Genomic DNA, 19945 nt, shown 5'->3' on the forward strand with positions numbered 1-19945 from the left:
TGAGCAATATAGGGGTTGATGTAGTACTCTTAAATGGTTCAAAAAATCGAAATCATATCTATATATGCTATTCTATTATATCGGCGATTACATTTTATTGTTGAAAAAGGTTTTTCGCAAACCGGAGAAGTGGAAAATTTATTGGAGAGAAGTTCTTCATGAAATGAGTGATGTAGGCGTTGGATCGCTTGGATTAATTGTTATTATTTCCACCTTTATCGGGGCGGTAATGACGATGCAAATCGCTTTTCAGTTGGTTTCGGATTTAATTCCTACTTCGGTAATTGGTCAGATTAACCGTGACTCCAACATCCTAGAATTGGGCCCAACCATCTCTGCTCTGGTATTGATGGGAAAAGTGGGATCTTCTATTTCTTCCCAAATTGGTTCCATGCGTGTCACTGAACAGATTGATGCCCTGGAGATCATGGGGATTAATGCTGCAGGCTATCTTATCCTTCCAAAAATCATTGCAGGTGTCATCATGGTGCCCGTATTGGTTACTGTAGCTATTTTCTGTGCTATTATTGGTGGTATGATCGGCGGATCGCTTTCTGGAGCTGTTAGTGTGGATGATTATACAGAAGGTATTCGCTCTGGATTTAATGGTTTTACCGTTTCTGTGGCGATGGTTAAAGCTTTTGTCTTTGGTTTTATCATTACGTCGGTACCTGCATATAAAGGATTCAATGTGCGTGGAGGTGCTTTAGAGGTAGGTCAAGCAGGAACGAAAGCGGTGGTAATAGGATGTATTACCATCTTGGCATGTGATTATTTGATCACCGCATTAATGTTGTAATAAACTCATGATTGAAATAACAAATATTCATAAATCTTTTGGTGATAACCTGGTGCTTGATGGTATAGATGCTACCTTTGAACCTGGTAAAGTAAGTCTAATTATTGGCGGTTCTGGCTCTGGAAAAAGTACGCTTCTTAAGTGTATTGTAGGTTTGCACCAACCTAATGAAGGAAAAGTATTTTTTGATGGTCAGGAATTTACACGTATGGATTTTGAGGAAAAGGTACCTATTCGTAAAGAGATTGGTATGCTTTTTCAAAACTCAGCGCTGTTTGACTCCATGACAGTAGAACAAAATCTCATTTTTACATTAGATATGTTCACCGAAATGAGTAAGTCAGAGAAAATTGATCGTGCTAATTTTTGTCTTGAAAGGGTGAATCTAGCTGGCAAGAATAAATTGTTTCCTTCGGAATTGTCCGGCGGTATGAAAAAGAGGGTGGGAATTGCTCGTGCGATTGCCATGAGCCCGAAATACCTATTCTGTGATGAGCCCAACTCGGGACTCGATCCAGCAACTTCCATTTTAATTGATGAGCTGATTCAAGACCTGACAGAGGAGTATAACTCCACTACCATCGTTGTAACTCACGATATGAACTCAGTGATGGGAATTGGGGCTTATATCTTGTTTTTATTCAAGGGACAGAAATATTGGGAAGGGTCAAATCAAGATATGTTAAAGTCGGATAATAAAGAATTGAACGAGTTTGTATTTGCAAGCCCGTTAATGAAAGCTGCCCGTGATACCATGAAGCGCTAAGCAACAGGATGTTTATTTAGGTAATTTGCTATCTTTGCACAAAATACAGTAGCTTGAACACAATTTCCCCTATACAATTACTTACACCACAACATTGGAAAGATTACGAGTTGATCGACTGTGGTGATTTCGAAAAATTAGAACGATTTGGCGAGTTGATTTTAATTCGTCCAGAGCCGCAGGCGGTATGGCCTAAAGCACTTGGCGATGCGGAATGGAACAAACGTTACCATATCAAGTTCAAAGGTCGCTCGGCAACTAGTGGCGATTGGATGAAGAAGAACCCGAAAACTCCTGACCGTTGGCATATTCAATACAAGAATCAGGATGTTGCCATAAAATTCCGATTAGGACTAACATCCTTTAAACATGTTGGAATATTCCCGGAGCAGGCTGTGAACTGGGATTATATCTCAGAATCTGTAAAAGGCTTTAAAACAGCAAAACCAAAGGTTTTGAATCTTTTTGCTTATACAGGTGGTGCTTCACTCATTGCGAAAGCAGCAGGTGCGGATACAACACACGTGGATTCCATTAAACAGGTGGTGACTTGGGCTAATGAAAACCAAGAAATCTCTGGAATTAGTGATATCCGTTGGGTAGTAGAAGATGCACTGAAATTTGTAAAACGCGAATTAAAGCGTGGAAATACCTACAATGGTATCATCCTCGATCCACCAGCATATGGACATGGCCCCAAAGGTGAGAAATGGAAATTGGAAGACCATATTATGGAAATGATGCAGGACGTAGTGAAACTATTAGATCCTAAGGAGCATTTCCTAATCTTGAATACCTATTCATTAGGTTTCTCTTCCGTTATTGTAGAAAATTTAATTAAGACCTCTTTTCCTCAGGTGGAAAACCTGGAAATAGGAGAGTTGTTCTTGCAGGCAACTGCTGGCCCGAAACTGCCTCTTGGTGTTTTTGGAAAGTTCAGAAAGTTTGCCAAATAAAAATATGATGATTCAAATTTGGAGACAGCCATTTTTAATGGCTGTTTTTTTATGCTCCATATTTGCTAAATGTACAACCTATTTCCTTTGTCTATCCTCTGTGGTATGTAGTGTTTTTTCTCGTATCTAATAGCGTAGCGGTCTCATATCTCACATCTATTTAAAGAGGTTTTCATCGCCACTCTTTCGGATCTCCTTCGGAACTTGTTCGGAACTCCTTCGGATCTTGTTCGGTTAGAAGCGAACGAGATCCGAAAAAGATCCGAGTAAAATCCTTAAAAAATGCGGGAGAGTGTCGAATGAAACTAGAGGGATTATGCTGCTTGACTCGAAGGAATATATTGGTATTTCAGAATGGAACTGGAAATATCATGATTTCAAAGAAAGGTGAAGTGATGCAAATAAAAAAAGCAGCCGTCATCACGACGACTACTTTTCACATTTTTCACAGTAGGCATTTAAATATTACACAATGAGTGGTTTAAGTTGATTTTCATAGTTGGTCAACTGTTCAAGGAAAGCTGCCTTAGACTCTCCAAAAACTTGGTTTACCCGATCTTGTAAAGACCGATAGTAATTAATGCCATCAACCAACTGTTGCTGAAATTTATGAATATACTTTTTCTTTTTACTGTCTATATCCGGTAGGTTTTCCTGTATGTAATTCGATAAATGTTTCACGTACAACTCCAGTTCATTAATGAACATAGAGGGGCGTTTTACACCTTGAAGTACATTGATGCGGCCATAGATGTGGTCTACCATTTCTTTTAAGCTATAAACTTTATTGAAGTAAGCCGTGTTAGGACCGGGGCAAATAGCTGCTGCTGATCGTTCTCTTGGTTTCAAGATTTGGTACTTCAGGTAAGCTGGTGTAGCCAAGCCTTCACATAAGCATTGTTTTTCAACAATGCGATCATAGGCCTTCTGATAATCTTCTGGATTTAGATTCTCTGCTTTTAGTGCATTGATCTTGTTGACTTGATAGGCTCGACTTGCAGTACATTGTGGTTCATCGGAAAAGGTGCTATCTGAAATCAGGTATTTCTTGGTACAAGGAAATCCTGGTCTTCCTTGTGCTATCCTTTGCAAGCGAGCCTTTTCGGCAGTGCTTTTTCGGAAATTATTGAAAGGCACGCCTAAAGGAGAAGCATTACTGATGTAGAAATCATCTGCATCTGCTTGGGCAAGGTTTTGAAGGGTTTCCTCATCGACTGTGGTTGCCTCTGGAACCAGTAGAAAAGGAGAACCCCAACCCACAGCATCCATGTCGTAATAGTCTAAGAGAAATTGATGTTCCTGTGTTGTACCCACACCCCCTTGTACGGTAAGACGAACAGCAGGAACTTGTTCAATTTCTAGACCTATATCCTGTAAGGCCAACTTGTATAATGGAAATACATCATCCATTAAAACTTGTTTGTTGGCTTTAAATTCTTCAAGAATCGGACCCAATAAAAAGCCATCGGTGGCAAACGCATGACCTCCGCAATTTAGGCCCGATTCGATGCGGTATTCGGATATCCAAATACCTCTTTTTGCTAAATACTTCGCTTGAATTAAGGCTGACCGATAATCGGAAACCTTAAGTGTAATTTTCTTCTCAAAACTTCCCTGAGAATCTGGTAAAAATGCTGGCAGTTCTGCTATATAAGCATATAATCTGGGGTTCATCCCAGCAGAAAGTATCAAAGAAGATTGTAATCCACTGTTGGCAAATCCGCGTACTGCAGCTGATGCATCGGAGTAGATCTCTGATAATGCTTCTCCATCCTTGCCATGGTTTATCTTATCAACCTTGGACATGATGTTGACATCAATGGATCCGGGTAAAATCATTTCTCGGATTTTCTCTTTCAGAATATCCTTATTGTGTCCACTTGGCATACTCTCCCATAAAGCGTATTGTTGCCTTAAAGGATGTAAATCTGGAAGTAGATCGAAATATTGTTGAATGGTTTTGTTTTCGGAGAAATCTGCTTGACGCAGTTCATCGATTTGCTCATTGACAAGCAATTGAGCCAGGTTCAAATAGGCGGTTATCCTTCTTGCTCGTGCATCTTCTTCCTGTTCCTTTATCTCTTGATAGACTAAGCCCCCCGATTCACTATAATATGCCCTAAGGCGTTCCAATAATTCATCATCAACGATGGAAATAACGGAAGAAATACCATATTTGGCAACTTTTATAGGAGTATCGACTGAATATGCCAGGCCTAAAACAGGGATATGAAAGGAATGATTCATTTGCGTTTAAAATACGAATGCAAATAGCACATTAAGCCGCAAATAAAAAGTAATAAAAAGAAGTAATGAAAAATGATGTTGGTCACTTTAAGCGTCTTTAAGAACTTGATTTTTTCGGAGCGCTTAAGTGTATATTGAAAGGAAAAGCCCGCATCAGCGGGCTTTAATATGTGCTATACAGCCTCTTTGGTGAGTACTGCTTCTGTGTCTAGTTCTACCCGAAGGTTATTCACAATATGTTGCTGTCTATTTGGGGTGTTTTTTCCCATATAATATTCCAGTAACTGCGATAATTTATTATCCTTTGAAAGGATTACCGGTTCTAAACGCATGTCTTCACCAATAAATAATCCAAATTCTGAAGGGGAGATTTCACCTAATCCTTTGAATCGCGTGATTTCAGGTTTACCACCTAGTTTATCGATAGCGCGAATTCTTTCCTCATCCGAGTAACAATAGATGGTTTCCTTTTTATTACGCACGCGGAAAAGCGGTGTTTGTAGGATAGATACATGTCCTGCTTTTACCAAGTCTGGGAAGAATTGCAAGAAAAAGGTCATCAACAATAAACGAATGTGCATACCATCCACATCGGCATCGGTAGCAATGACAATGTTGTTATAGCGCAGACCTTCAATTCCGTCTTCAATATTTAATGCGTGTTGCAATAAGTTGAACTCCTCATTCTCATATACGATCTTTTTGGTCAAACCATAAGAATTTAAAGGTTTACCCTTTAAGCTGAAAACGGCTTGTGTCTGTACATCACGAGATTTTGTGATGGATCCACTGGCAGAATCACCCTCGGTAATGAATAGGGTAGTCTCTAGATTACGTTCATGCTTATCACTGAAGTGAATTTTACAGTCTCTAAGTTTTCGATTGTGTAGAGATGCTTTTTTAGCACGCTCATTCGCCAACTTCTTGATTCCGGCAATATCCTTACGTTCTCTTTCGGACTGTAAGATTCTTTTTTGCAAGGCATCTGCAGTAGCGGGGTTTTTATGTAAATAATCGTCTAATGCTTTCTTTACAAAATCATGTATAAAGGTACGTACGGTAGGACCTTCTGGTCCAACGCTTTGAGAACCGAGTTTTGTTTTTGTTTGCGACTCAAATACAGGTTCCTGTACTTTGATGGCAATAGCACCAATAATAGAAGAACGGATGTCCGAAGCATCAAATTCTTTTTTATAAAATTCGCGAATGGTCTTTACAATAGCTTCACGAAATGCCGCTTGGTGTGTACCACCTTGCGTCGTGTGTTGTCCGTTGACAAAAGAATAATATTCTTCGCCATATTGCTGACCGTGGCTCATGGCTATTTCTATATCATCACCTTTTAAGTGGATGATCGGATAGCGCATGCTTTCAGTTTCTACATTTCTTTCAAGTAGGTCTTTTAAACCGTTTTCAGAGATGAATTTCTCGCCATTGAAGTTTATGGTTAAACCTGAGTTCAGGAACACATAGTTCCAAATCATGTTTTCTACAAACTCTAAACGGTATTTATAATTCCGGAAGATGGAATCGTCCGGATAAAAGGTTACGGAAGTACCATTACGTTGGGTAGTGTCCTTTTGTTCATCTGTTAATAGCTCTCCTTTGCTGAACTGAGCAATACGGGTTACTCCTTGACGATAAGATTGAACAGAGAATTGGTTAGAAAGCGCGTTAACAGCTTTTGTACCCACACCGTTCAAACCCACTGACTTTTGGAAGGCTTTACTATCGTATTTACCACCTGTGTTTATCTTTGAAACAACATCCACAACAGATCCAATAGGAATACCTCTACCGTAATCGCGTACAGTTACACGGTTTTCATTGACAGTAATGTCGATGATTTTTCCTGCTCCCATGACAAACTCGTCAATCGAGTTATCCACGACTTCCTTTAAAAGTACGTAGATACCATCATCATAAGCAGAACCATCCCCTAGCTTACCAATGTACATACCTGGACGTAGTCGGATGTGTTCCTTCCAGTCCAGAGACCGTATGCTGTCTTCGTTATATGCTGTCATAAATTGTCAGTTACTTTTTTACAACCATCGCAAAAATATAAAAAACTTATTCGATTTTTTAAGATACAATATTAACAACTGTGAATTGGGTAGGGTAAGGGTTAGGGATTTGGTTGTGAAACGACAAAAAAGTCTTGATCGGACAGAATATTGAAAAACATAGTAAGCTTTATTTATAATGTTTATTTGGTACAAAAATGTAAAAATAAGCATTATGTATAGTGCTTATTTTGTATGTTTATGTATAAATAAGAAGTTTTATGAAAAATTCTCGTCTTATTCCTACAGAAATAATTATTGAACGACTTCAATATGAGAATCCATGGTGGGTTAGTAAAGAGATCCCCTTGATTTATAAAAACATGTTAAGGCGTTTGTATTTTGATTTGTTCTATCCTTTTGTTGCAGAAAAGGAAGTTCGTCGAGCTGTTGTACTCATGGGGCCAAGGCGGGTTGGGAAAACAGTGATGATGTTTCACTGTATTGACCAGCTTTTAGCAGATGGAGTAGATGCCCAAAAGATTTTGTTTGTTGGCATTGATAACCCTATTTATATACAGCGGAGCTTAGAAGATATTTTGGTTTTAAGTCAGCGCGCGGTTGGAGCAAAGGATTTGGATGGTTTCTATGTTTTCTTTGATGAGATTCAATATTTAAAGGATTGGGAAAGACATTTAAAGGTTTTGGTGGATAGTTACCCGAACGTAAAGTTCATTGTTTCAGGTTCAGCAGCGGCTGCATTAAAGTGGTATAGTACCGAAAGTGGTGCTGGAAGATTTACTGATTTTATGTTACCACCACTCACTTTTCAAGAATTTATTCATTTGAAAAATAAGAATCATCTAGTACAACAAAGTGTCATTGAATATGATGGCGAATCGATTGCTTACTGGGTGGCGCCAAATATTTCTGAATTTAATAAGGAATTCTTGCACTACCTGAACTTTGGTGGCTATCCTGAAGTCGTATTGTCTGAAACTATTCAAAAGGATATGGGGCGATATGTGAAGAATGATATTGTAGATAAAGTACTTCTAAGGGATCTTCCGAGTTTGTATGGAATTAAAGATGTTCAGGAACTTAATCGGTTTTTTACCTATCTAGCTTACAATTCTGGAAATGAGTTTTCTTACGAGACTATGTCTAAAGAGGGTGCTATTCAAAAAGAAACTTTAAAACGCTATTTGGAGTATTTGGAGTCTGCATTTTTGATAAAAGTCCTCAACAAAGTCGACATTAACGCAAAACGCTTAAAGCGCATCACAAGATTTAAGGTGTATCTGACCAACCCTTCTTTAAGGACCGCTTTATTTTCCCCAGTTAAGGAGAAAGATAAGGAGTTAGGTAATTTGGTTGAAACAGCTATATTATCTCAATGGATGCATAGGGAGAATCTTGATTTAACTTATGCGCGATGGAAAGAGGGTAGACTGGAAGGTGAAGTTGATTTGGTGTTGTTGGATGATAAGATGTTTAAACCCAAATGGGGAGTTGAGATAAAATGGAGTAACAGATATTTTAACTCACCTTGGGATTTGAAGAGCTTAATCACTTTCTGCAAAAGTAATCAACTGAAAAGCACGATAGTTACGACCATCGATATGTCAGGTACCAAAATCCATGAGGGTATTAATTTTACTTTTTTACCCGCATCAGTTTATGCTTATAATATTGGGGATTATACACTAATGACTAAAACAACCGCTTATTAATTTGCCTTTAGGTGCTAATTATAACATATATTGTTATTTAATGTAACTAATAAACCTTTAAAAACAGGTTTATGCGCTGTAAAAATAAGGGTGTTTTTAGTGAAAAAAATGCTTATTATTACAAAATTGTACTAAATAAGCATTGTCTATAGTGCTTATTTTTACATTTTTGATATAAATAAGCAATTTTTTAAGGATTTTACTTCTTATTTGAACATTTCGATTTAGGAGTCAATATAGGTTTAATGAGTTAAAAAATAAGGCCAACCCTTCGGTTGGCCTTAATATATCCTAAGAGGATAAAAAGCTTATTCGCCGCGTCCGAAGTCGTCTTGTACACGTACGATATCGCTTTCATCGGAAGGGTTAGAAGCATCGGTATGTTGCCAGATTTCTGCTACTACACCATAGTTTCCTAGGCCTACAAGACGGTGTCTTTCACCTTGGCTTAAACGAATGGTATCTCCTTCTTTTAATATCTTTAACTCATGTTCTTGATCATCAGGACTAGTTACAACACCTACTTCTCCACGGATTACTCTCCAGATTTCTGCTCTACGGTGGTGGTATTGCCAAGAAAGACGTTTGTTAGGTCCTACGATTAGTACTTTTGGACTTAGTTTTCCGGATATCTTTAAATCCTGTACATCTAAGCCTTCAAAATAAGCATTTGCAAATTCTTGTGCTTGATCTTCATTAATTACAAAAAATCCGCCCCAAGGTCTGTTTTGGTCAACATTTTCAATCTTGAAGCCCTTATCCGTTAATTTTGTTTCAATTTCTTGGAATAAATCGCTTTTATCAATATATGTCATGGTTATTAAGTTTTCTTTCGTGAAGATAATATAACTTTTGTATTAATACAAGGATTTCAAAAAGGGTTTCAGGCTAATAACCCTATATTTGTAGGAATAGAAAATTGATATGTCAACACCCCTAGATAAGCAGAACGAAATCTTTGCACAAGCTGTAGCCTTTGTTAACCAAACTCAACAACCGATATTCCTTACGGGTAAAGCTGGGACTGGTAAAACCACTTTTTTAAAATATATACGCGAGCATAGTTATAAGAAAATGGCAATTACAGCACCTACCGGTGTGGCAGCAATGAATGCTGGTGGTACAACCTTACACGCTTTGTTTTGGTTGCCTTTCGGGACATTTGTTGAGGATTATCCTTTGCAATGGGGTGATCAAGACCAAAATATTTACAATAAGCATCGTTTGTTCAGTACCATTAAATTGACAAAGAATAGGCGAGCAATTCTTCAAGAATTGGAATTGTTAGTCATCGATGAGGTTTCCATGGTTAGAGCAGATACCCTTGATGCTATTGATGTCATCTTGAAAAGTGTGCGTCGGGATATGCGTCCTTTTGGTGGAGTTCAAGTGCTTTTTATTGGTGATCTTTATCAATTACCTCCTGTGGTGCAGGATAGAGAATGGCAAGTTTTAAGGAACTATTATCAAAGTCCGTTTTTCTTTGAAGCTAAGGTCTTTAAACAACAACCACCAGTGCTTATAGAATTAAAGAAAATATATCGTCAGCAAGATGATCGATTTATCAATCTATTGAATAAGATCCGTAATAATCAGAGCACGGCGGATGATTTGGAAAGTTTAAACAGTCATTTTAAGCCTGATTTTAAAGTGCCTGAAGGAGAACAATACATTACTTTGACTTCTCATAATCGTCTGGCTGATCAGATAAATCAGGAGCAGTTGGAAAGTTTGGATTCTAAGCTTTACCAAATTAAATCCATCATTACCGATGATTTTCAGAACAGTCTTTATCCAGTTGATGAGCTATTAAGTCTTCGTGAAGGAGCGCAGGTTATGTTTATCAAGAACGATATTGGTGAAGATCGCAGATATTATAATGGAAAAATCGGAACAGTTAAGGAAATCAATATTGATAAACATAAGGTTATTGTTTCTTTTCCAAATGGGGAAGATGATGTGGAAGTGAAAAGAGAGACTTGGGAAAACATTCGGTATTCTTACAATAAGGGAGAGGATAAAATTGAGGAAGAGGTATTAGGTACTTTTTCTCAATTCCCATTGCGATTGGCTTGGGCAATCACCATCCATAAGAGTCAAGGTTTAACCTTTGAAAAGGCTATTATTGATGCGGGGACCTCCTTTGCTGCTGGTCAAGTATATGTGGCTTTGAGTAGGCTGACAGGTTTAGAGGGCTTGGTACTGCGTTCAAAGATTGCGAGTCATGCGATACGTACGGATTATCAGGTACTGAATTTTATGCAGCGTATGGAGGCAATTGGTGACCTATCTCCAATCCTACAAGAAAGTCGTCGTCGCTATTTGGGACAAATTTTGTTACATAGTTTCCGTTGGCATACTTTAACGGAAGCATTAAATCTTTTGTTAGTAGACCTCGAAGGAAAGAAAATAGAACAGAAGGAGGAGGCCTTAGAAGTATTGCAACAAATGCTGGAAAAACTGAAAGGACAAGAACAGGTAGCCAATAAGTTTATTACCCAATTACATCAGTTATTATCCCAAAAAGAGGATACAGATTATGAGAAGATATGCGAACGGTCAAAGGCTGCGGTAAGTTGGTTTTTACCAAACTTTCAAAAGGACTGTCTGGAACCTTTAGAAGCTCATATTGATGCTTGGCATGTCAAGAAAAGAACGAAAAAATATATTAGTAATTTAAAGGAATTGCTACTGGATTTTAAACGCAAATTTGAGCAGCTAAAGCATAGTCAAACTATTGCAGAAGAGCTTACTAAGTCGAATTCTGATCTTTCAGATGAACTGTTGAATTGGGAGCGACCAAAGGATGGTGACCTGAAAAGTTCAGATGATGAAAAGGAGAAAGATACCAAACAAATAACCTTAGAAATGTATTTGGAAGGCTTGGATATTGAGGAAATTGCGGATAAGCGAAGCATGGTGAAAGGGACGATTATTGGGCATTTGGTCAATTTTATTGGGCAGGATATTGAAGCCTCTGATTTAATGGATTCAAAGCTATTGGAAGAAGTAATTAATACCATAGCACAGCATCCTGATGCGTCATCCTCGGAGATTAGACAACGAATGGATCAGCGTGTGGAATATACAGAGATCAGCATTGCAAGAAAAGAGTTGGAATTTAGGAAAGAGCAAGATGCTAAACCTCATGTTATTTAATTATATTTGCCTCAATTACCTAAGAAATAGACGCGATTGAAAGACCAAAAGCCAGAAAAAAAGAAGGTTAATAAGTGGTTGGTATTTACCTCCATGCCCTTTCAAATGGGGATAACCATCTATGTTTTCTATTGGCTCGGTACTTTTATGGATAAAAAGTACCAGGTTGAAGGGGAGTGGTGGATGAAGGGATTGACTATGTTAGGCGTTGTTATCTCACTATATCAATTTATCAGGCAAGTAAACTACATCAACAAAAATGAATAAATACGTATTGTTTATCCTAGTGCTACTGCTACTTACAGGAGTTAGTTTTGGAATACACCATGTTGTATTGCAGAGTAATGATCACGATCATTGGTGGATAGGGACGGGTTATAGTTTAACGGGAATGTATGTTTTTGGTGCCATATCATCCATGGTGATGTTGGCCATATTGGGAGGTATTGACTATGCGATGCCCACTCAGGTCGGATTTGCTTTTTTGGTGGGTATGACCTTGAAAGCAATCGGTAGTTATATTTTCATTCACAATGGGATTAATATCCTTGAGAATGATTTCATTGAACTGAATTTTTTGGTTGTATTTTTCGTGTATTTACTGTTTGATGCCTTCGTGGCGTATTACCTTGTAAATCAGCAAGAACCAGAACCGTCCAAGTAAATTTTCAAAAAGTTTGAACATTTGTGGACTAATGCGAAAATAAATTGTAATTTTGCGCAAAATTTGTCATAATTCAACATCTTTAAAATGGTGAGTCTTAAGAAAGTACTTTTATTATTTACAGTCGTTTTATTCGCTGTTAATCCTTTTCGTTTAGCTGCTGAAGAATCACATGCAGAAGGTCACACAGCAGGAAAACCCTCTACCGCAGAGGAGGTTAATGCTCATATCCAACACCACTTAAAAGACGATTATTTCTTTAACTTCTTCCACAATTCAAAAACTGGTGAGAGCTTTGGTTTCCCACTTCCAGTTATTTTAATTGATAATGGATTACATGTATTCTCCGCTTCGGAGTTTGGTCATGGAGAGAAAGTTGTGGAAAAAGGAGGAAATTACTACAAATATTACCACAGCAAGATCTACAAAACTGATGCGGCAGGTACCATCACTTATGATGAAAAAGGCTTTCCGTCAAACAAGAAACCATTAGATTTCTCGATTACAAAAGCTGTTGTAGGTTTAATTTTAGCTGCAATTCTATTGTTCTTAGGTTTCACTAGTTTAGCAAAAACGTACAAAAATGGGTCCAATGCAATTCCTAAAGGAATTGGTCGTGTATTAGAGCCACTTGTACTTTATGTACGTGATGAGATGGCTATCCCTAACATCGGACATCGTTACAAAGAATTTATGCCGTACCTATTGTCGGTATTCTTCTTGATTTTCTTGTTGAACATTTTAGGTTTAACACCACTAGGTTTAAACGTTACTGGTAATATCTCGGTAACATTGTGTTTAGCCTTGTTTACTTTTATCATTACGAATTTCAAAGCAAATAAAGATTATTGGAAACACATTTTTTGGATGCCTGGTGTGCCAGTTCCATTCAAGTTTGTATTAGCTCCAATTGAGGTTTTAGGTTTGTTTACAAAGCCTTTCTCCTTAATGGTTCGTTTGTTTGCTAACATTACAGCAGGTCACACCGTAGTAATGGGATTAATAGCCGTAGTTTACTTATTGCAACATCAATTAACTGTTCCAGGTTCAATCGGTGTATCAATGGTACTTACCTTGTTGTTATTCTTCTTAGAGTTATTGGTTGCTTTCTTGCAGGCGTTTATCTTCACTATGTTGTCATCCCTATTCATTGGTATGGCGGTTGAAGAGCACGCTCATCATTAATTAGAATTTTTTTGTTAAATATTTATAAATAAATTTCATTATGTACAATTTAATTGGTGCAGGTTTAATCGTTATCGGTGCAGGTTTAGGTTTAGGTAAAATCGGTGGTTCCGCAATGGAAGCTATCGCTCGTCAACCAGAGGCAGCATCTAAAATTCAAACTGCAATGATCATCATTGGTGCGTTATTGGAAGGTTTAGCATTCGGTGCTTTACTTTTAGGTAAATAAGCCAATCTGATTAAAAGAAATGAACATGGCTTGCAACGGTTGGTTGCAAGTTATGTTTCTGAAAAAAGACAAAAAATAAAAAAATTACACATATAGCATTAAATAAATGGACGCGTTAATACATGATTTTTCCCTAGGTTTGTTCTTCTGGCAAGCGATTATCTTATTGATTGTTATCTTTTTGCTAGGAAAATTTGCTTGGAAGCCTATCGTAAATGCTTTAGAGGAGCGTGAGAAAGGAATTGCTGATGCATTAGCTTCTGCTGAGAAGGCAAAACTAGAGATGGCTCGTTTGACTAATGAGAACGAACAGCTATTAAAAGAAGCTCGCGAAGAACGTGATTTGATCTTAAAAGAAGCAAAAGAGCTTAAGGATAAAATCGTTGCTGAAGCGAAAACTGTAGCACATGCTGAAGGAAGCAAAATGATCGAAGAGGCTAGACGCCAAATCGAAGATCAAAAGCTTAAAGCATTAGCTGAAGTTAAGAATCAAGTTTCTGCTTTATCTTTGGATATCGCACGTAAAGTATTGACTAAAGAATTTGAAGACCAAAACAAACAAGAAGCATTAGTTTCTGATTTGTTGAAAGATGTTAAATTAAACTAATTGGTTAACGAATTTTAAGCATTAAACTATGTCAGTTTTTAAAGTAGCCTCCAGATACGCCAAATCCTTAATTGATCTATCCAAAGAAAACAACAATTTGGATCAGGTTAAAGCGGACATGGAAGGTGTAGTAAGTGTGATTAAAGGAAGTACGGAATTACAAGCTGTATTGAATAACCCTATTATCAAGACAGACCGTAAAACGGCTATCTTGAAATCTTTATTTAACGATAAAGTTAAACCAGAGATTTTAGCGTTCTTCCAAATTATGGCTAAAAAAGGTCGTGCTGAATTAATCTATGCTACGGCACAGGAATTTATCCGTGAATATAACGAAGTAAAAGGTATAGTGAAGGCAGAAGTAATTTCTGCTGCTCCACTTTCGGAGGCTAACCTTCAAGCTTTAAGTCAAACCATCGGTCAGCAGATCAATGCTGATGTAAAACTTATTAATAAAGTTGATGCTTCCTTAATTGGAGGTTTCATCGTTAAAGTAGGTGACAGACAGTTGGATGAAAGTATTCAAGGTAAATTGAATAAGTTAGAAAGACATTTTGCAGTACAAGGCATTTAAGCTTTGTATTAGCGCATGAAGATAAAATAGAATAAAAACCCCTTATACGAATTTAAACAATGATAGAGGTAAGACCAGATGAAGTTTCGGCAATTCTTAGAGAGCAATTGTCAGGCTTTAAGTCAGCGGCCGAATTAGAAGAAGTGGGTACCGTGCTTCAAGTAGGTGATGGTATCGCTCGTATTTACGGCTTAACAAAAGTTCAATCAGGAGAGTTGGTTGAGTTCCCTAACGGATTACAAGGTATTGTGATGAACTTAGAAGAAGACAACGTGGGTGTTGTACTTTTAGGTGCATCTGATGAGATCAAAGAAGGAGATACAATTAAACGTACAAACCGTATCGCATCTATTAAAGTAGGTGAAGGTATGTTAGGACGTGTTGTAAACACTTTAGGTCAGCCAATCGATGGTAAAGGACCTATCGTTGGTGAGACATATGAAATGCCAATTGAACGTAAAGCTCCTGGTGTTATCTACCGTCAACCAGTAACTGAGCCATTACAAACTGGTATCAAAGCGATTGATGCGATGATCCCTGTAGGTCGTGGACAGCGTGAGTTGGTAATTGGTGACCGTCAAACAGGTAAAACTGCTGTTTGTATTGACACCATTTTAAATCAAAAAGAATTTTATGATGCTGGTCAGCCAGTATTCTGTATATATGTTGCTGTAGGTCAGAAAAACTCTACTGTAGCTAACATCGTTCGCGTGTTAGAAGAAAGAGGAGCAATGCCTTACACAGTTATCGTTTCTGCATCTGCTGCAGATCCTGCACCAATGCAGTTCTATGCGCCAATGGCGGGTGCTGCTATCGGAGAGTTCTTCCGTGATACAGGTCGTCCAGCATTGATCGTTTATGATGACTTGTCAAAACAAGCGGTTGCTTACCGTGAGGTGTCTTTATTATTGAAGCGTCCTCCAGGCCGTGAAGCATATCCAGGAGACGTATTCTATCTTCACTCTCGTTTATTAGAGCGTGCTGCGAAAATCAACTCTTCTGATGATATCGCTCGTAACATGAACGACTTACCTGAATCTATCAAGCATTTGGTAAAAGGTGGTGGTTCATTAACAGCACTTCCAATCATTGAAACTCAAGCAGGTGACGTTTCGGCATATATCCCTACAAACGTTATTTCCATCACTGATGGACAGATCTTCTTGGAGTCTAACTTATTCAACGCAGGTATTCGTCCAGCGATCAACGTAGGTATCTCGGTATCACGTGTAGGTGGTAATGCGCAGATTAAATCCATGAAGAAAGTTGCTGGTACTTTGAAATTAGATCAAGCACAATACCGTGAACTAGAAGCATTCGCGAAGTTTGGTTCTGATCTAGATGCTGCTACTAAAGCGGTATTAGATAAAGGTATCCGTAACGTGCAGATTCTTAAACAAGGACAATACTCTCCAGTAGCGGTAGAAAAGCAAGTTGCTATTATCTATGCAGGTACTAAAGGATTGTTCCGTAATGTTCCAGTAAACAAGGTTAAAGACTTCGAAGAAGAATACTTAACGCAATTGGAGCAACGTCATCCAGAAGTATTATCAGCTTTAAAAGCAGGTAAATTCTCTGATGATTTAACAGACGTATTAGAAAAAGTAGCTAAGGAATTAGCGTCAAAATATTAATTAGACATTAGATATTAGACAAGAGATAATAGACAAAAGCTCTTCAGTGAAATAAAGTCTATTATCTATTGTCTGACGTCTCTTATCTAGAAAGAACATATGGCAAACTTAAAAGAAGTTAGAAACCGGATTACCTCCGTATCCTCTACGCAACAGATTACCAAAGCGATGAAAATGGTATCGGCTGCGAAGTTGAAACGTGCTACCAATGCAATCGTTCAATTGCGTCCATACGCAAACAAATTGAGAGATATCTTGGCACAAGTTTCAGCATCAGTTGAGGGAAATAACTCGCCTTTTACCGAAGATCGTATCCCTACAAAGGTATTGATCGTTGTGGTTACCTCGAACAGAGGATTGGCGGGTGCTTTTAATGCTAACGCCATTAAGACTGCAAATAATTTGATCGCTAATAAATATGCTGATCAATTTGCACGTGGCGATGTAAGCATTATTGCTATCGGTAAACGTGGTCATGATTTCTTCACTAAGCGCAATTTCTCCGTAATTGGTAATCATAACGATCTTTTCAATAATCTTGATTTTGAAAATGTTTCTAAAGTTACTGACTACGTGATGGAACAGTTTAAAGAAGGTAATATTGACCGTGTTGAGGTGGTTTATAACCAATTCCGCAATGCAGCAGTTCAAATTTTGACTTCAGAGCAAATCTTACCTCTTTTGCCTGAGGAAAAAAATGAAGATGTAGCAGAATTGGATTATATCATCGAACCATCCAAAGAAAAAATCATTGAGGAGCTTATCCCTAAAGCAATCAAAATCCAATTATACAAAGCTGTATTGGATTCTAATGCTTCTGAGCATGGTGCTCGTATGACTGCCATGGATAAAGCAACTGAGAATGCAGGCGACTTATTACGTCAGTTAAAACTATCGTACAACCAAGCGCGCCAAGCTGCAATTACAACCGAGTTAACAGAGATTGTTTCCGGTGCAGCTGCACTATCCAATGGATAATTAAGAATTTAAATAGTATAAGGAAAGCCGTGATTTATCACGGCTTTTTTATTTGACTCGACCTATATTCTTGACTATTATCCATTATTTGTCAAATTATTAGTTTTATTATTGTCTAGATATCGCTAATTATTACATTTGTAATCACCAAACAAACTATTAGTACCCTTATTTGGTTTGTCTAATAGCTACTATTTAATCATCGTAAGGTTTTTTGAGTATGGCAAAGAAGTTATACGTATCGAATTCTACCGAGTCATCTCGGATGTTTAAGAATGACTTTTTAGAGTCATTGACAAAAGTACACTGGTCCGTTCCATTGATATTTTGGATACCGGTTATCATTTATTTTGAATGGAGAGCATTGGTCCCAGGAGCACTGTCTGTGGAGACCGTAATAGGGTATTTCTTATTTGGATTAGCATTTTGGACATTGGCCGAATATGTTCTTCACCGTTGGGTATTCCATTATGTACCTAGCTCTAAATTTGGACAAAGGATCCATTTTATATTCCATGGAGTTCACCATGATTTTCCAAAAGATAGATTACGTTTGGTGATGCCGCTTTCGGCAAGTATCCCCATGGCGGCTATCATATACTTTATCTTCAGCTGGTTTTTTGGAACCTTTACCTTAGCAGCTTTCTTTGGAGGTTTTCTATTTGGTTATTTAATTTATGACGAGAGCCATTATGCTATGCACCATGCAAACTTTAAATCAGGATGGTTTAAGAAGATTAAGGATCACCATATGCTACATCATTATGCTGAACCTGATCGAGGATTTGGTGTAAGCTCTGCCATATGGGATAAGGTATTTGGATCAGGCTTTAATAAAAAGAAATCAAATAAGACCAATGTGGTTAAATCTGCAAAGATTGAACAACCATCATAAGTCCATAAAAAGAAAGAACCCTTTCTCAAGAGCTAGGGTTCTTTCTTTTTATGGAGAATTTAATATCTTACCATCTGATCAGGGCAGAACCCCATGTAAAGCCTGCACCAAATGCAGCTAAACACACCAGATCACCATCCTTAATTTTACCTTCTTCCCAAGCTTCACAAAGTGCAATTGGCACTGATGCAGCCGTTGTATTTCCATATTTTTGGATGTTATTAAATACTTGGTCATCGCTAAGACCTAAGGTCTTTTGAACGAATTGCGAAATACGCAAATTCGCCTGATGAGGAATTAGCATATTAATATCTGTAGATTTCAAGTTGTTTTTAGCTAGAGCTTCCCCAATTACCTCTGGGAATTTTACAACTGCCTTTTTAAATACCGCTTGACCATCCATATAAGGAAATGCAGAGCCATCCTCCAACATTTCTTTGGTCATCAACATTTGACCCAATTCTACATCTGGCCATTCAGGAATTTCGTCCAAGTAATAACCAGCAGAAGCACCAGGGTAATACATGGCTAATTTCTCTGCATCAGCACCATCAGAATGCAAATGCGTACTCAAGATACCTTTTCCTTCTTCAGTTGTTGGTTGTAGCACAACAGCGCCAGCACCATCACCAAAGATGACTGATACTGCACGGCCACGAGTAGAGAAATCTAAAGCAAATGAATGTTTTTCAGAACCCACTACCAAGATGTTTTTGTACATGCCGGTTTTGATAAATTGGTCAGCAATGGATAAAGCATATACAAAACCGGAACATTGATTACGAACATCTAATGCACCTACTTCTTTCATCCCCATCTCACGTTGTAATAAGACACCACAACCAGGGAAATAATAATCTGGAGACAAAGTAGCGAATATCACGAAGTCAATCTCCTCTGCGGTTGTATTTGCTCTTTCTATGGCAATCTTAGCGGCTTCAACACCCATACTTGTTGTGGTCTCACCAATGCGGTCAGCATATCGACGTTCTTTGATTCCTGTACGTTCTTGGATCCACTCATCGCTCGTTTCCATAAAACGAGTAAGGTCATTATTGGTATATACGTTTTTTGGGACATAGTATCCCAAACCTGCTATTTTTGATTGAAACATAGGGTTATTTTAAGTAAACAATTCAGCTAAATTAAAGAATTATTTGAAAAATAAGCTATTTTTGCCTTATGAGCGTAGAGGTTGAACAGGAAACATTTACCCTAGAGGAGATTTTAGCGGCCACTAAGGAATCCAATAAGTTAATTTTATGGAATGATGAGATCAATACATTCGATCATGTGATCTTCTGTTTGATGCATTATTTACAATATACCGAAGAGGAAGCTTCTAAAATTGCTTGGACTGTTCATACCAAAGGCAAGTGTACCATTTTGGAAGGATCCTATACCGAAATGGAAGTCTATCGGAAGATTCTCAAGTCGGAAGGACTAACTGTCTCTATTGAGTAAAAAACCCTTAAATCCTCGTAATAATGCGGTTACGTTAGGTTCTATTACT

At 37.9% G+C, this 19945-nt stretch carries 19 protein-coding genes; 15 read left to right on the forward strand and 4 right to left on the reverse strand.

The genetic code is table 11. The features are described 5' to 3' along the window. The first annotated feature begins 64 nt into the window (after positions 1 to 64). From ACP6L2_RS10205 to ACP6L2_RS10215, 3 genes are read left to right on the forward strand one after another with little or no spacing between them, the layout of a single operon-like run. Positions 65 to 799 carry an MlaE family ABC transporter permease gene (locus tag ACP6L2_RS10205; protein WP_440509099.1) on the forward strand — a complete coding sequence of 245 codons (735 nt, stop codon included), beginning with the start codon at positions 65 to 67 and terminating at the stop codon, positions 797 to 799. 7 nt (positions 800 to 806) lie between these two features. Beyond that, positions 807 to 1565, forward strand: coding sequence for an ABC transporter ATP-binding protein (locus ACP6L2_RS10210; protein WP_344672945.1), 759 nt, complete (start codon positions 807 to 809; stop codon positions 1563 to 1565). A 53-nt stretch (positions 1566 to 1618) separates the two neighbouring features. Next, on the forward strand, positions 1619 to 2521 hold the full coding sequence (locus ACP6L2_RS10215; protein ID WP_440509100.1) for a class I SAM-dependent methyltransferase: 903 nt from the start codon (positions 1619 to 1621) through the stop codon (positions 2519 to 2521). Positions 2522 to 2986: 465 nt separating this feature from the next. On the opposite strand, the gene ACP6L2_RS10220 is transcribed toward ACP6L2_RS10215, so the two are convergent. Both ACP6L2_RS10220 and ACP6L2_RS10225 read right to left on the reverse strand, forming a co-directional pair. Further along, entirely contained in the window at positions 2987 to 4768 is a 1782-nt protein-coding gene (locus ACP6L2_RS10220) for a hypothetical protein (RefSeq protein ID WP_440509101.1), read from the reverse strand. A 173-nt stretch (positions 4769 to 4941) separates the two neighbouring features. Continuing rightward, complete coding sequence (locus tag ACP6L2_RS10225; RefSeq protein WP_440509102.1) at positions 4942 to 6795, reverse strand: DNA topoisomerase IV subunit B; 1854 nt, start codon at positions 6793 to 6795, stop codon at positions 4942 to 4944. A 260-nt stretch (positions 6796 to 7055) separates the two neighbouring features. Between ACP6L2_RS10225 and ACP6L2_RS10230 the strand changes: the two genes are divergently transcribed. Then, positions 7056 to 8507 carry an ATP-binding protein gene (locus tag ACP6L2_RS10230; RefSeq protein ID WP_440509103.1) on the forward strand — a complete coding sequence of 484 codons (1452 nt, stop codon included), beginning with the start codon at positions 7056 to 7058 and terminating at the stop codon, positions 8505 to 8507. Positions 8508 to 8815: 308 nt separating this feature from the next. On the opposite strand, the gene ACP6L2_RS10235 is transcribed toward ACP6L2_RS10230, so the two are convergent. Then, a complete protein-coding gene (locus ACP6L2_RS10235) occupies positions 8816 to 9322 on the reverse strand; it encodes a phosphoheptose isomerase (protein ID WP_440509104.1) in 507 nt (168 codons plus the stop codon). A 109-nt stretch (positions 9323 to 9431) separates the two neighbouring features. Between ACP6L2_RS10235 and ACP6L2_RS10240 the strand changes: the two genes are divergently transcribed. The 10 genes from ACP6L2_RS10240 (at position 9432) to ACP6L2_RS10285 (ending at position 18432) form a co-directional block, all read left to right on the forward strand. Then, positions 9432 to 11666: a helix-turn-helix domain-containing protein gene (locus ACP6L2_RS10240; RefSeq protein WP_440509105.1), complete on the forward strand. Its 2235-nt coding sequence runs from the start codon at positions 9432 to 9434 to the stop codon at positions 11664 to 11666. A gap of 36 nt (positions 11667 to 11702) precedes the next feature. After that, on the forward strand, positions 11703 to 11933 hold the full coding sequence (locus ACP6L2_RS10245; RefSeq protein ID WP_440509106.1) for an AtpZ/AtpI family protein: 231 nt from the start codon (positions 11703 to 11705) through the stop codon (positions 11931 to 11933). Then, positions 11926 to 12330, forward strand: a complete 405-nt coding sequence (locus tag ACP6L2_RS10250; protein ID WP_440509107.1) for a hypothetical protein — start codon at positions 11926 to 11928, stop codon at positions 12328 to 12330. Before ACP6L2_RS10245 ends, ACP6L2_RS10250 begins: the two co-directional genes overlap by 8 nt. Positions 12331 to 12417: 87 nt before the next feature. Beyond that, on the forward strand, positions 12418 to 13515 hold the full coding sequence (atpB, locus tag ACP6L2_RS10255; protein WP_440509108.1) for a F0F1 ATP synthase subunit A: 1098 nt from the start codon (positions 12418 to 12420) through the stop codon (positions 13513 to 13515). A gap of 40 nt (positions 13516 to 13555) precedes the next feature. Beyond that, a complete protein-coding gene (gene atpE, locus ACP6L2_RS10260; RefSeq protein WP_021188666.1) occupies positions 13556 to 13744 on the forward strand; it encodes an ATP synthase F0 subunit C in 189 nt (62 codons plus the stop codon). 106 nt (positions 13745 to 13850) lie between these two features. Next, positions 13851 to 14351, forward strand: a complete 501-nt coding sequence (locus ACP6L2_RS10265; protein ID WP_440509109.1) for a F0F1 ATP synthase subunit B — start codon at positions 13851 to 13853, stop codon at positions 14349 to 14351. 28 nt (positions 14352 to 14379) lie between these two features. Next, positions 14380 to 14925: an ATP synthase F1 subunit delta gene (gene atpH, locus ACP6L2_RS10270; protein WP_440509110.1), complete on the forward strand. Its 546-nt coding sequence runs from the start codon at positions 14380 to 14382 to the stop codon at positions 14923 to 14925. A 59-nt stretch (positions 14926 to 14984) separates the two neighbouring features. Further along, a complete protein-coding gene (atpA, locus tag ACP6L2_RS10275) occupies positions 14985 to 16559 on the forward strand; it encodes a F0F1 ATP synthase subunit alpha (RefSeq protein ID WP_344672934.1) in 1575 nt (524 codons plus the stop codon). Positions 16560 to 16658: 99 nt separating this feature from the next. Further along, positions 16659 to 17537: an ATP synthase F1 subunit gamma gene (atpG, locus tag ACP6L2_RS10280; RefSeq protein ID WP_344672933.1), complete on the forward strand. Its 879-nt coding sequence runs from the start codon at positions 16659 to 16661 to the stop codon at positions 17535 to 17537. Between the two features lie 220 nt (positions 17538 to 17757). Beyond that, entirely contained in the window at positions 17758 to 18432 is a 675-nt protein-coding gene (locus ACP6L2_RS10285) for a sterol desaturase family protein (protein WP_440509111.1), read from the forward strand. A 67-nt stretch (positions 18433 to 18499) separates the two neighbouring features. Here ACP6L2_RS10285 and ACP6L2_RS10290 read toward each other — a convergent pair whose 3' ends face one another. Continuing rightward, entirely contained in the window at positions 18500 to 19546 is a 1047-nt protein-coding gene (locus tag ACP6L2_RS10290; protein WP_440509112.1) for a 3-oxoacyl-ACP synthase III family protein, read from the reverse strand. A gap of 68 nt (positions 19547 to 19614) precedes the next feature. Between ACP6L2_RS10290 and ACP6L2_RS10295 the strand changes: the two genes are divergently transcribed. Then, entirely contained in the window at positions 19615 to 19896 is a 282-nt protein-coding gene (locus tag ACP6L2_RS10295; protein ID WP_344672930.1) for an ATP-dependent Clp protease adaptor ClpS, read from the forward strand. The last annotated feature ends 49 nt before the right edge of the window (positions 19897 to 19945 follow it).

The organism is Sphingobacterium lactis (assembly GCF_051951495.1).
Taxonomy (GTDB): Bacteria; Bacteroidota; Bacteroidia; order Sphingobacteriales; family Sphingobacteriaceae; genus Sphingobacterium; species Sphingobacterium lactis_A.